Origin of the sequence: Streptomyces sp. 3MP-14 (assembly GCF_006334905.2) — a bacterium.
GTDB classification, from domain to species: domain Bacteria; phylum Actinomycetota; class Actinomycetes; order Streptomycetales; family Streptomycetaceae; genus Streptomyces; species Streptomyces triticirhizae.
Map to the genome: position 1 here is coordinate 395,531 of NZ_VDLZ02000002.1, position 12,865 is coordinate 408,395.

General features: G+C 70.6%; 13 protein-coding genes. All 13 read right to left on the reverse strand.

The window, feature by feature from the left end; translation table 11 throughout:
* Positions 1-9 precede the first annotated feature (9 nt).
* Complete coding sequence (locus FH609_RS04100; protein WP_139670491.1) at positions 10-3,486, reverse strand: hypothetical protein; 3,477 nt, start codon at positions 3,484-3,486, stop codon at positions 10-12.
* Positions 3,483-5,462, reverse strand: coding sequence for a phage tail tape measure protein (locus tag FH609_RS04105; protein WP_139670493.1), 1,980 nt, complete (start codon positions 5,460-5,462; stop codon positions 3,483-3,485). Before FH609_RS04105 ends, FH609_RS04100 begins: the two co-directional genes overlap by 4 nt.
* A gap of 158 nt (positions 5,463-5,620) precedes the next feature.
* On the reverse strand, positions 5,621-6,028 hold the full coding sequence (locus FH609_RS04110) for a hypothetical protein (protein ID WP_139670495.1): 408 nt from the start codon (positions 6,026-6,028) through the stop codon (positions 5,621-5,623).
* 12 nt (positions 6,029-6,040) lie between these two features.
* Positions 6,041-6,553: a hypothetical protein gene (locus tag FH609_RS04115; RefSeq protein WP_139670497.1), complete on the reverse strand. Its 513-nt coding sequence runs from the start codon at positions 6,551-6,553 to the stop codon at positions 6,041-6,043.
* Positions 6,553-6,963: a phage tail tube protein gene (locus tag FH609_RS04120; RefSeq protein ID WP_139670499.1), complete on the reverse strand. Its 411-nt coding sequence runs from the start codon at positions 6,961-6,963 to the stop codon at positions 6,553-6,555. The genes FH609_RS04115 and FH609_RS04120 overlap by 1 nt, the downstream gene beginning before the upstream one ends.
* A gap of 70 nt (positions 6,964-7,033) precedes the next feature.
* Positions 7,034-7,765, reverse strand: coding sequence for a hypothetical protein (locus tag FH609_RS04125; RefSeq protein ID WP_139670501.1), 732 nt, complete (start codon positions 7,763-7,765; stop codon positions 7,034-7,036).
* A gap of 2 nt (positions 7,766-7,767) precedes the next feature.
* Positions 7,768-8,211, reverse strand: coding sequence for a hypothetical protein (locus tag FH609_RS04130; RefSeq protein WP_139670503.1), 444 nt, complete (start codon positions 8,209-8,211; stop codon positions 7,768-7,770).
* A gap of 10 nt (positions 8,212-8,221) precedes the next feature.
* Entirely contained in the window at positions 8,222-8,797 is a 576-nt protein-coding gene (locus FH609_RS04135) for a phage head-tail connector protein (RefSeq protein WP_139670505.1), read from the reverse strand.
* A 2-nt stretch (positions 8,798-8,799) separates the two neighbouring features.
* The gene (locus FH609_RS04140) at positions 8,800-9,087 is read right to left on the reverse strand and encodes a hypothetical protein (protein WP_139670507.1); all 288 of its coding nucleotides are present in this window, start codon (positions 9,085-9,087) and stop codon (positions 8,800-8,802) included.
* A 5-nt stretch (positions 9,088-9,092) separates the two neighbouring features.
* Entirely contained in the window at positions 9,093-9,494 is a 402-nt protein-coding gene (locus FH609_RS04145) for a hypothetical protein (protein WP_139670509.1), read from the reverse strand.
* A gap of 57 nt (positions 9,495-9,551) precedes the next feature.
* Positions 9,552-10,799: a phage major capsid protein gene (locus tag FH609_RS04150; protein WP_193317988.1), complete on the reverse strand. Its 1,248-nt coding sequence runs from the start codon at positions 10,797-10,799 to the stop codon at positions 9,552-9,554.
* A 202-nt stretch (positions 10,800-11,001) separates the two neighbouring features.
* Entirely contained in the window at positions 11,002-11,664 is a 663-nt protein-coding gene (locus tag FH609_RS04155; protein ID WP_139670513.1) for an HK97 family phage prohead protease, read from the reverse strand.
* Positions 11,661-12,842 carry a phage portal protein gene (locus tag FH609_RS04160; RefSeq protein WP_139670515.1) on the reverse strand — a complete coding sequence of 394 codons (1,182 nt, stop codon included), beginning with the start codon at positions 12,840-12,842 and terminating at the stop codon, positions 11,661-11,663. The genes FH609_RS04155 and FH609_RS04160 overlap by 4 nt, the downstream gene beginning before the upstream one ends.
* Between the last annotated feature and the right edge of the window lie 23 nt (positions 12,843-12,865).

A 12,865-nucleotide genomic window follows, 5' to 3' on the forward strand; every position in this document is an offset into this window, starting at 1 on the left:
AGCGCCTCCTCATCGAGCAACGATCATGGGGTCGGCCAGGCGCACAACCACGCTGGCCGGGTGGCTCTTGGCCACCCCGTTGATGGAGCGCTCCACCTCTACGTACTGTGGGCCGACCACCTGCCAGGCGGAGAACCGGATCTGCGGCGAGGAGTTGGTGTTGCCCGACTCGCCCATGGCGACGACGCCGACGAGCCCGACGGGCACCGGGTCGGTTTCCACCGTGCGGTCGAGCTGCCACGCGTCGGGCTCCAGCACGCTGGCGGCCGTCCAGACCTTTGCGCGGATGCGGTGCCCTTCCAGCCGCACGCGGAGGCGCAGCACGGTTCCCCCGGTGTAGGTGTAGGGGGTGGAGGCGACCGCGCCGATGACCGTGCTGGCGCGGGCGGCGTCCAGCCCCACCGTGCCGTCCGTGCCGAGCAGGGCCCGGACCCGGTAGTACGCCGTGCCGGCGACGCGCATGATGACGCCGGCGGCCAGCGCGGCCCCGGTGGCGAGCTGGCTCGGCGCGATGTTGACGAGCAGTTCGGCGTCGTCGAAGTTCGGCGGCGACAGCAGCATGAACCGGGGGGTGGTGGGGCTGCTGGTCAGGGTGATGATGCCTTCCCCGGCGGACACGGACCGATCCCCGGCCGGGCCGGAGTTGGCCAGCCAGGTCAGGCCGGTAGTCGTCGTCCCCCAGCCGCCCGAGAGTGTGCGGTCGAACGCGTCCCAGCCGACCGGCTCAATCCGGGAGGCGCGCACTACCTCCCCGCCGAGGGCGAGGTCCACCGGCAGGTCCCCGTCGGCGGCGGTTCCGCCGGCAGGCCCGCCGCTCGTCACCCACTCCGGCCCCGGGTTCGACCACAGGTACAGCACCGTGGCCGACTCGTTCACGGGCACCGCCAGCGTGGTGCCGTCCGTGTCCACGTGCACCGGCGCCGGCCGCGCCTCGTCGGGGTCGTTGGGGGCGACCTCACCCACCCGCCACGGTGATGCCGGGGTGCAGGTCAGCTCCACGTCCCATTCGAACTGGCCGATCGTCTCCGTGTAGCTCTGGACGATCAGGTCGATGGGTTCGGGCGGCAGCCACGGCGGGGGGTTGGAGATCGTGATCCGCGCGCCGACATCCACCCGGTCGAGGTACGCCTGGATGTGCTCGGCCATGCGCGGGTTGCGCAGGTTCAACCGCACCACGGGGTAGCGCACCTCGTCGATGGTCGCCAGGTGGAGGCGCCACGCTGCGATGTCCGGGAGCTGGCTGTCTGCCATCACGTTGACGTCCACGGCCTCGTCGTAGACCCCGATCCCGGCCGGCGGGGGCTGGACGGACAGCGGCCCCTCCTCCAGCACCGCCCGCGCCGATGATCCACTGGTGCGAGTGACGGTGATGTCGTTGCGGACCTGCTGATCGTCGTCCTCCGGCAGCAGATCCGGCGCGATGTGCCCGACGGCGTAGTCCAGCTCCAACGCCGGCCTCCGGTTCAGCATGGAGGTACGCGGCATGTAGGAGAGGGCGATGTCGTCACGGACCTCGCCGAGCAGGCCGCCGTCGGCCTCGGCCGCGTCCCGCATCAGATCCATCATCGTGGCGATGCGCTGGGGGCCCAGGCGGGTGTACTCCAGGGCGGTACCCCAGCCGGCGGTCGTGACCGGCAGCTGCTCTTCCTGCGCGAGGCGCCGCAGCCGGGCAACAGAGGTTTCGCCGCGCCAGCCGTTATCGGCGCCGCCGACACCGCCGCCGTAGGGGTTTCCGGTCGGCGTGTTGGTGTAGGTGATGTGCCCGATGGGCAGCCCCGCCGCCGTGCTGGCCCAGGTGGTGGCGATGCGGCGGGGAACCGCGTAGAAGGCCACCCCATCTTGCAGCCCCCATTCGGCGGTTTCACCGACCGGTGTGGACATCACGCGCCACGTGGTGGTTCCCCCAGATGGGGTGGCCGTGATGTAGAGGCGGCACCAGCCCGACCGCCACCACTCCAGGATTGCGGAGTTGCTGGTGCCCATGGCGTCGACCTGGGCCCCGTCCCCGTCGTACCAGCGGAACTGGAGACTCGAAGAGCTGATGCCCAGCGTGACCCGAGCGATCCCATCGCCGGCGACGTCCAGCGCGATGAGAACGGTCTCCGTGGAGGGCAGGGTGTCGAGGTAGTACACCATCTCGAATCTCCAGCCGGGGCTCCCGGCCGGGAGCGGGGGCAAGGGCGCGACGATCCGGGCCCCGTCGGTGACGGTCGGCAGCGGTGCCGAGCTGGGCAGGTCGGAGTTGGCGGCGAAGTCCAGCCCGATAGCCGTCATGGCCGGGCTGTTCGGCATCGCGCTGGCGGCCTCGGCGGCGTCGGCGCCGTCCTCCATCGGCCAGTAAGCCAGCAGGGCCGGGCCGTAGGAGGGGATCTTGCGCCGGAGGGTGGATTGCAGCGGGCGGGCGCCCTGGCCGAGACGGCGCAGGATGCCGGCCGCGCGCACCGGGGTCCACACGTCCGCCTCGGACAGGTCCCAGCGCGGCGGCCACGCCGGGATCTCCCCGGCCCAGCGCGGGTACCAGTCCGTCACCTCGGCGTCGCCGACCAGCACCCAGTCCACGCCCTGCGCGTCGGTCAGCGCGGTGTCCCCGGGCGAAGCGGTGGTCCAGTCCGGCGCGGCGACGGGTGCGCCGTCGATGGCGTGGCGCACCTCGGCCCGGTAGTGCCGCGCCCCGTGAGGGAGCACCCCCATGCTGGCGACGGCGCCCACCCGGATAGGCACCGTGCTGGCGAAGGGCGGCGCCCCAGTACCGGTGAGCTGACCCATTTCCCGCCACGGCCCCTCCAGGGTGGGGGCGTGGTAGGCGGTGGTGGTCCACGCGCCGCCCGACCAGACGGCGACCAGGCGCAGCGCCCACCGCTCACCCGAGGCGTAGGGAGCCGACGCGGTCGCACCCTGCGCGGTGACCACGCTCCCCGGGGCGTTGGTGCCGTCCGTGGACCACCGCAGGGAGAGCCCGCCCACGCCGTTCACGGCCAGGAACCAACTGCGCTGGCCCACGGCCGGCACGTACTGGCCGATGATCTCCGTCCAGTCCGAGACGAACGGCGTCGGCGAGCTGGCCGGGGCCTGCCCCGGCATCCTCGGCAGTGCGAGTTCCACCCGCACGTCCAGCGCGGTGGTCGGCGTGGCCAGCGGGGCGGAGACCGCCGCGTCCAGCGTCGCCGACTCCGGCACCATCAGGTACGGCGCCCCCGCCCGCACACTGACCCTGACCGGGGTGTTCCTCCCGATGACCTCATACAGGTCCGACCGGGGGTTGCGCGGGGAGTAGCGGCCGACGATCCCGTTGACGTTGCTCGTCCCGTTGTTGAGCTGGAACGAGCAGCTGCCGGGGTCGGCCACGGTTGCCTCGTCCGGCCGGCCCCGCGCGATCGTGGTGGCCTCCCTGGTGCGGACGTCCGCCGTGATGTCCTCCCACTGCTCGCCGGTCCAGATCTCGACCCGCTGCGGCAGCGGACCCTGCGGCCACTCCATCCCCGTCATCCCCCCAACACGACCTGAACGTTCCCGCCGCGCACCCGCACGGCCTTGCGCATCATGCGAACCAGCTCCTCGGGCCCCTCGAACACGAACCGAACCTCCAACGGGCCGGTAGAGCCGGCATCGGGGCCGCGTCCCCGGGAGAGCGGAGTCACCTGCGCCCCGCCCGGCAGCGACAGCAGCTCCGGCCCGCGCTCGCCGACCACCGCCGCACCGGCCCGGTTGATGAGACCGCCCTGAGCGAGGAGCGGGACGTTCGGGGTATTCAGCGTGAACGACGGAACACCGACACCCATAAACGACCCGCCGCCCACAGTGAACGACAATCCATTCCAGGCCCGGATGATCGCGTTAACCCCGCCGTCCTTGAAGCCGTTCTTCATCTTGCTCCCGATATCTGAGCCGAGACTAGAAAACCAGGAAACGACCTTGCCGGGCATATCCCTCAAACCGGTGATGAAGTCCTTGGCTTTATCGATCCCCCACTTGACCTTATCCTTCACCCAGGTCATCGCACGCCCGGCCGCGCCCTTGATCTTGTCGAAGTGCTTGATGAAAAGCCCCGGGCCGGTCCAATTCAAGAACAAATTCTTGAGGAAATTGAACCCGGCCTTAATCAAGTTCCAGGTCCAATTCCAAGCGGCGGTCACGGCGGTGCACATCGCCTTCCAGACGTCCTGGAAGAACGTGGTCTTCGTCGCGACGGCCACGATGATCGCGATGAGCGCGACGATCGCGATAACCACCCACGTCATCGGATTCGCCAACAGCGCGCTATTGAGGAGCCACTGGGCGCCGGCCCACAGCGTCGTCCCGGCCGTAACGAGAGCCTGGCCAGCAGCCCACGCCATCATCCCGGCCCTGACCAGCAGAATCGTCGCAGCGAGCGCCCCGATGCCGATGGCCAAGGGCTGCACGATCTGCGGGTTGGCCATCGCCCACTGCGCGAAACCCCCGGCGATCGCACCGATTTCGGCCATGGCCTTCCGCTTGAAACTCTCCAGCGCGCGCGCCGGGTTATCGGCCAGCGTCTCGGCCATTGCGTCGGCCGCGCCACCCACTTCACCGAGCGCCGCCACGGCCTCCGACGGGTCCAGCGCGTACAAGCTCTCGCCAAGATCCTCCGCTTTCGTCCCGAACAATTCGATCGCGGCGGCATTCCGCTCCGTGGGGTCTTCGATCGCCCGCAGCGCGTCCAGCGTCATATCCAGAGCGCGCGCCGAGGAATCCCCGCCGGCCGCGATCATCTCCGTCATCTCGCCGGCATCCAGGCCGACGCTCGCGAATCCCTCGCTGACCCGCTCCCCGCCGGCAACGGCCTCGATCGAAAATTCCTTGATCGCGTCCGCGACGGTATCGGCGTCGCGTGCACCAGCCTGGAGACCTTGCGTCAGCAGGCCCATGGCTTGGTCCCCGTCGAGGCCCATATTGCGGAACTGGGTGGAATACTCCGAGAACGTGTCCAAGAGGTCATCGGCCTCGTTGGCGCCGGTCTGGAAACCGCGCGCCAGAATGTCGAACGCCTCGTCCGCGTCGGCCGCCAGCCCCGTCTTGATCATCTTGCCGGCGGCGCGCGCCGACGCGGACACGTCCTGATCGAACGTCTCGCTGAGCGCCAGGGCCTTGACGGTGACGCCCTCCAGCCCACCCTCCGCCGTCGAGGTGTCGCCGATGTTCTGGTAGACCGCCCGGATCGCCTCGTTCACCGAGGCCGTCGAGTCGCCCCACGCGTCCTGGTAGACGGACGCCGACACCGCCGCCAGCTCGGCAGCCTCCGCCTGCCCCACACCGAGCTGCGCCGCCAACTTGTCGCTGGCGGCGGACACGTCCATGGAGTGCGTGAAGCCGCTGGAGAACGCCATAGCGACGCCCTCCGCGATGACGCCGGCCGTCGCCGTGATCCGATCCCCGGTCCGCCGCAGAGCAGCGCTGGCCTTGTCCTTCGCGATGATGTTGAAGATCAGGGACGTGTCCGACACAGCCGTCTACCGCCCCTTCTTCAGTTTTTCGCTCGCCTCGCGCTGCTGCTGCTCGTAGGCGTCAATCCAGGCCAGGACGTGGTCGGTCTCCTCGACCGTCATGAGCTGCCATTCCCAGGGGCGGATGCCGAGGAGGTGGGCGGCGGTGCCGAGACGCGCTAGTCGGCGATCGGCAGACTCGCTTTTCCCTCGTCAGCCTCGTCGTAGGCGTCGGCGATCTTCTCGTCCAGCTCGGCGAGGATCGCGGCGCGCTGCGCGGCGGGGGCGCTCTTGGCGGCCTCCTCGCGCATCCGGGTCAGCTCGCCCCGGGAGTACTCCAGCGTCAGCTCGTCCCAGGCGAAGTCCACGTCGTCGAAGCGCAGCTTGGGGTGGTCGCGGCGCATGAACATGAACAGCAGCGCCCTGCGGCACAGGCTGTTGCCCTGCACCACGGCCTGCGTGAAGTCGGAGAAGTTCATGCCGCTACGACGTTCCAGCTCCTCGCGGTCCACGCTGCGGAGCTTCTTCGGGAGGTACTTCCAGCGGGTCGGCTCGTCCTGCCCCTCGGGCTGGTACACCAGATACATGCGCGCGGTCTCCTATCGTCCTCGGCCGGCGATCCGCGCGGCCATCTGCTCCATCGCGTCCAGCACCGCGCGCCGGTACTGGGCCTGGCGGCCCTCCAGCGCGCGGTCGAACCACTGCTCCCGGCCGCGCTGCTGTATCCACACGTCGCGGTTCCCGAACAGGGGGTGGCGCCAGCCTTTCGCCCTGTTGGTCCGTTTCGGGGCGTTTCTGAACCCGCGCGCGCCGGGCGTCTTGAACGCCTTCACGCGGGCGCCGCTCCATCGGCCGCCGAGCTTGACCTCGGGGCGGATCTTCTTCGCGATGCTGCTGCGGAGCGCCGGCGAAGTGCCGGGCCCCGCGCTGGACATGGCCATGATCCCGGACTTCGCCAGGGCGGCGGCTGGCTTCAGCTCGTTGCGGAGGTTCGCCGCCAGCTCTCGGCGCAGCTCCTTGCCGTCCTCCTCCGCGCGGATGCGGCGCACCAGCGCGTCCAGACCCTCGTGGGTCTCGACCCGCAGAGCGAACGGCGGCTCTCCGCCGGCCATCAGCTCGTGGCGCGCGTGACGGGGCCCGACGTCGGGTAGCCCACGCTGACGGACGCCTCGTCGCCCACGCTGCCCTCGATCGGGTTCCAGCCGTTGATCAGGATGTTCCCGCCGTACTCCGGGTTCGAGGCGCCGACGGCTGCCTGCGACAGGCGCACGGTGAAGGGAACGACCTGGCCGAGCAGCGGCCACATGATGGAGTCGATCTCCGACGCCGCGACGTCCTGGAGGAATTCCAAGCTCAGTTCGCCGGACTTCAGGCCGCCCAGCAGTTCCTTCCAGCCGTCGCTTGCGTAGGTGGTGACGTCCTTGTCCTCCACCTCGACGGTGACTTCGCCCTTGCGGCAGTACTCGGACAGGTCGTTCCCGTTGATGCTGACGTACTCGGCGAGCAGGACCATCTTCGGCATGGCGTGATCCCCTTTCAGGGCAGGTTGAGTAGCCCCGCGCCGCCCGGCCGGGGAACGGATTGGTCGGTGCTCAGGCGATGCCGAGCGCGACCACGAACAGGAACGACGGCGACGTGCCGGTGATCTCCCAGGACACGCGGAACCAGCCATCCGTGACGGCGTCGCCAGCGGTGCGGACGACCTGGCCGCCCGGCTCGGTCGCCGCGTCCAGCGTCAGCACGGTGGCCGGCTCCTCGAACTCGTCGTCCCCCGACGACTCCACGGTGACGGTCAAGGACGGGGTTGTGCCAGCGGCCGACAGGACGTGCAACACGGCGTACAGCCGGCCACCGGCCGGGACCGGCCCCAGCTCCACCCCGGCCGACGAACCGTCGGCGGTACGCGCGATGCCGGGCGGGTGCTCGATCACCCCGCGCACCAGCGGCCAACTGGACTTCGCGGTGCCGGACCAGGGGGCCACCTCACCCACGGACTCGCCCAGGGTGTAGTCCGCGCGCAGGGCGCGGGTGAAGTACGCCAGCGCGCCCGGGGTGCTGTCGGTCGGGCAGACGGTCCAGGCGCCGATGCCGCCGAGCATGGACCACGACACGTCGTCCACCATGCCGGGGTCGCCGGCCTCCCACTGGCCGGCGCCGGAGATCTCGGCGGACGCGAGGCCGCCCAGCACCTCGGTCCATCCGTCGCTGCGGTAGTTGGTGACGTCCTTGTCCTCGGTCTCGCCGCTCAACTCGATCTTGTTGGAGTGCCCGGAGAGGTCGGCCCCGCCGGTGAACAGCCTCGCGTCCAGCAGCACGAACGACACGACTACCCCTCTCCGATGACTTTGATGATCAGCTCGGCGCCGACGTAGTCGGTGCCCTGGTGCTCGTACCAGCGGTAGCCCTGCACCCGCATCACGTGCAGGTCATGGGCCAGCCCGCCCAGCGCGTACTCCCCGGGCCCGCCGCGCGCCGCCTCGATCGCCGCTTTCAGGGACGCGGGCCCGCTGCCGGCCAGCAGAGCGTCCAGCACCCGCTGGGCCGCCCGGTCGTCCTGCCGGCCCACCAACACGCGGCAGGTGAACTCCAGTTCGTCCAGCGAGCGGTTCATCGCCCGGTCGAAGTCGGCGGTGAACTCGCCGACGAAGAAGTGCGGCTCCGTCACCGCGTCAGGAACGTACCCGCTGCACGTCAGCCGGCGGATACCGGACGGCATCGTCACCGCGCGCGCCGCGTCGGCCAACGCGTCGCGGATCAGGCTCGGTTGCACGATGACCCCCTCACCCGAAGCCCGGCGCCTGGTAGTGCTCAATCAAGCTCCACACGTCCGGGTCCCGGCGGGACAGCCGCACCACGCCCCACTCCGCACTGCCGGTGACGCCCTCCGGGGAATCCTTGCGGCGGTAGAGCCGTTGGGCCTGGATCAACGCCGCCTGCCGGATATCGTCCGGCACCGCCGGCCACCCCCACCGCGCCGTGATCCGCACACGCGGCCCCGCCCAGCCGCCGGCGATGAGCGCGGTCACCGGCCGGCCGCGCGCCACCGCATTGTCCGGCGCCAGGTCCACCTCGTTCACCGGTGTCCAGCCGCCAGCGCCGCCGGTCTCCACGGTGATGTCGTCGGCGCCGATGTCGTCCACCAGCAGCCGCTCGCCGTCCTCGCTGCACAGCAGCCGGCCACGCAGGGAGAACACCCGCTCCGTGGCCTCGTCGTCCAGCCAGAACCGCCGGCCGCACGCCACGTCGATGCTGCGACTGGCCGACGCCACCGCGGAGTTGAGCAGCGCGTCCGCCGAGGTGTCGTCCGGTGCGATGTGCAGCGCGGACTTCAGCGTGGCCAGGTCGGCGTAGTCCACGGCTACTCCTTGACGATGTTGCCGGCGGCGTCGCGTGGCGGCCTCGGCCGGCCCCTGCCGCGCTTCGGCGGCTCGGGGTCGCGCTCCTCGGCCGCCGGGGGCGTGGAGGTCTCGGCCGCCGGTGGCGCGGACACCTCGGGCTCCGGAGGCGTCGCCGTCTCCGGCTCGGCCATGCCGGCACCGAGCAGCTTCCGCGCCTCACCCTCCGGCAGCTCCACGCCCTCGCCCCTTCCCGGCCACGGCCGGCCGTTGCGGGTCCCCGACAACTGCACCTTCATGCGCACACGCACGCCGATCACCTCGCCACAGGCGCGTAGCGGGGCCGGCCGAGAAGGACGGCGGCGGCGACCACCGCACCGTCCGTCGCGCCGGCCGTCGTGACCACCACACGCAGGTAGCGGCGGCTGTGCACGACACCGATCTCGTAGACCGTGTCGGCGCCGCCGTCGTCGATCACCGGCACCGTGCCGCGCAGTTGACCGGCTGGCACGGCGGTCCAGCCGGTGGAGCCGTTCGCCGAGTCCTGAACGGCCACGGTATGGGTCCCGTCCTCAACGGCGCCTGCGGTGACCACCACCACGGCGTCGGCCATGCCGCCGTTGATGGCCCGGTCCACCGTGCTGCCGGTAGCCGCACCGGCGGTCAGAGTGGCGGGCGCCAGCGTCGGCACCGTCACCACCTCGTCGTACAGAGACATGTGATCCCTCCCAGGAAGGTGGGGCGCCGGGCCCAGTGCGGGCCCGGCGCCGGGTGGTCAGCTGGCGCCGCCGGTGAACGTCTTCACCGCGCCGGTCAGATCGACCAGCGCGGCGTCCGCGCGCATCAGCGCCCTGAAGGTGACGAGGTCGGCGTTGAACGCGAACTCGTCGGACCGCTCGAACCGCACGCCGCCGGCCATGCGCACGAAGAACTGCGACATGTCACCGAAGATCACCGAGTCGGCGCCCAGGCCAACGTCGGGGACGTTCGGGTCGGTGAGCACGGGCTTGCCGAGGATGGTGTCCGGGGTGCCGGCGATCACGCTGGGCTGCCAGATGTACTGGCCGTCCGTCGTCTTGATCCGCCGGATCACCCCGGCCGTGGTGTCGTTCATGATCCACCGGCACGACCCCGACGCCCGATACGGCGCGATCACGCTGTGGAACAGCTCGATCAGCAGGTCGGCGCCCTCGCCCACGGTGGACTGGGAGCCGAACCCGCCGCCCTCGCCCGTCGGACCGGTCGCGCCGGTCGTCGCGTCCAGCAGGATGCCGCGCGGCTGCCCCGACCCGTTGCCGACCAAGGCGTGCGCCCCGAACGCGTTGCCCAGCGCGCGGCCGGCCTGCATCGCCAGGTAGCCCTCCAGGTCCACCCCGGCGTCCGTCAGCAACTCGCGGGACACCTGGATAACGGTGCCGTACTTGTACGCCCCGAGCGACACCTGGCCGAACGCCGGGTCCGACTCCGTGATCGGGCTCGTCTCCGGCGCGATCGCCGCCGACGAGTGGGCGGTGGTCTTCGGGACCTGAAGCGCCTCACCCGAGGAGGTGTTCAGCACGGTCGCGCCGGCCTGGAGGATCGCGCTCGTCTCCACCAGGTGCGCGACCAGCGAGCCGTAGAAGCTCGTGGGGACGGTCGCCCCACCCGCACCCGAGGAGAGCTTCGACAGGTCACGGAAGGAGACCTTCGCGTCAGGCGAAACGTCGAACGTCCGGCCGCCCTCGCCGCGCAGGAACTTGCGCAGCTCCTCGTCACCGGCGCCGCCGCGCTCCTGCTCCTTCTTCTTCGGGTTGCCCCGCAGCGCCGCCATGGCGTCCTCGGCGTCCTTCGCGCGCTGCTCGCCGGCGAGCACGTTCTTGATGCGCTTGTCGAGGGCGTCCAGCTCAGAGTCGAGCGCCTGCCACGACGCCTCCTCCTCACCGGTGAACTGGCGGCCTTCCTCGGCCGCCTTGTCCGCCAGGGCCTTGGCCTGCTCCCACACGCTGTTGCGCCGCTCGGTGAGCCGCGCCGCGAGTTCAGACATGATCATCTCCCGTTGGGGGTTGGCATCCAGCGGGAGCCCGCAGCGCCCCACACCCCTCCGGGTGCCGGTGGCCGACGCGTGGTGCAATCGGCGGTCGCTTGATCGCTCTCCGTGCTACGCGTGACGACGGGGTGTCCAATCGCCATACCCGGCCGGATGCCGGGCACCGGCCGCTAAGCCGGCGCGCCAAGTCCTCACGTCCCTACGGCTGGTAGGGGCCCTGCTTGCGGGCCAGCAGCGCCATCCGCGCCGCCGGGCCGAACGTCTTCTTCTCCGCCGGGCCGGGACCGTCCGAGCGGCGGAAGAACCGCCGCAACTCGTCCCGCTCGGCCAGCGACCTGACCTCGTCGAACTCGGCGCCCACGTGCGCCGCCAGCGACCGCAGGCCAGCCGTCGAGTCCGGATACGCCGGGGTGTTCACCGGCGCCACGTCCACCAGGCGCACCTTGACCAAGGTCCGCATCGGGAACCCCTGATCGGTCGTACCCCACTCGTCCTCGATGGTGCGGAACGCGAAGCTGGACTTGCGCACGTCGCCCCGCTGCACCAGCTCCAGGATGTCGGAACGGGACTTCGGCGGCTCCACCTCGTAGTCCAGCCCGGTACCGTCGATCGCCAACCGCAGCGTCCCGCCCCCGGTACTGCCGAGAAGCATGTTGTCGTCGTGGTTGTAGCGGGCGATCACGTCCGGCCAGCCGTCCCCGCGCGACGCGTTGAACGCCGCCGGGTCCACAACCTCGACGAACCCGCCGAGGTTGCTGCTCTGCCGGTTGAACACGGCCGCGTAGCCGCCGATCATCTTCCGGTCGCTGGAAGCCCGCAGCTCGACGGGCACCTTCGTAAAGCGCCGCTCGGTGTCCGTCACCGTGGGCTCCCTTCCTCTGGATCTTCCTGCCCAGGGCCCGGCTCGGGTGCCGCCCCGGGGATCGGGTTCGGGTCGTCGCCCCACGGCACCGGAGGCATGTCCTCCAGCGCCCTAACCTCGTTCGGGATCTTCCACTGTCCATCGAGCGCCAACTTGTGGGCCTGGTACCTGGACAGGGTGTCCGCGCGGATCAACGCGTCCGCGTTGAACTTCACGAACTCCCGACCCGGCATCAACTGGGACAGGCGGGACTCCAGCAGCGTCATCCACGGCCGCAACGTGAAGTTCACGAAGTTGATCGCCTGCTGCTCCACGTTGGCGTAGGTCATGCTGCCGCCAGAGTCCCCGCCGACCATCTCCGGCGCCACACCATAGATCGCCGCAATCTGGCTGGCGTTGAGCCGCATCGTCTCGATGAACTGCGACTCCTCCGGCGACACAGACAGCGCGGTGAAATCCCAGTCCGCGCCGTACACCAGCGGCTTGCCCGAGCGGATCGACGCCATCAGCCGGTCGCGGATCTCCTCGGACTCGTCCCGGGTGATGGTCTTCTGGGTGTTCTTCATCGTCGCCGGCGGCGTGCCACCGTTCTCGAACCAGCTCAGGCCGTACTCGGTGGCGGCGAGGCCGATGCCGATCGTGCGGGCGAACGCCTGCACCGGGGACAGCCCGACCACCCGGCCCGGGGGCACCATCCACGGGATGTGCACGATGTCGTCCCGAGGCACCTCAACGCCCTGCCAGTAGTACACCGGGAGGGTCGGACGCAGCTCGTCCACGTACACGTCGTCGGGGTTCAACCACTCGATCATGATCGGGTAGCCCATCGGGTCCCGCTGCACCACCAGCCCGTAGGCGTTCCCCCGCAACGCGAGGCTGTACACCGCCTTGTGGAGCCACTGGAACAGGTCGTCCCGCGCGGCCGGCTGCCACAGCAGTTGAGGCACGTAGGAGACCGGTGTCCGCGTCGCGCCGTCTCGCCGGTACAGCTGGACCGGCAGCGACGCGATGCTGTCCGCGAGGATGCGCACGCACGCCCACAGCGGAACCAGCGACATCGCCCGCTCCGACACGTCCACCGCCGGCCGCCCGCCGCCCGCGATCCACGGAAGCGACTGGATCGCCCGCGTCGACACCCCGGCCAGCGCGCGGAACGGCGCCACCAGCGCGCGGCCCACGGCCGCGAACCCGCGCCGCCAAC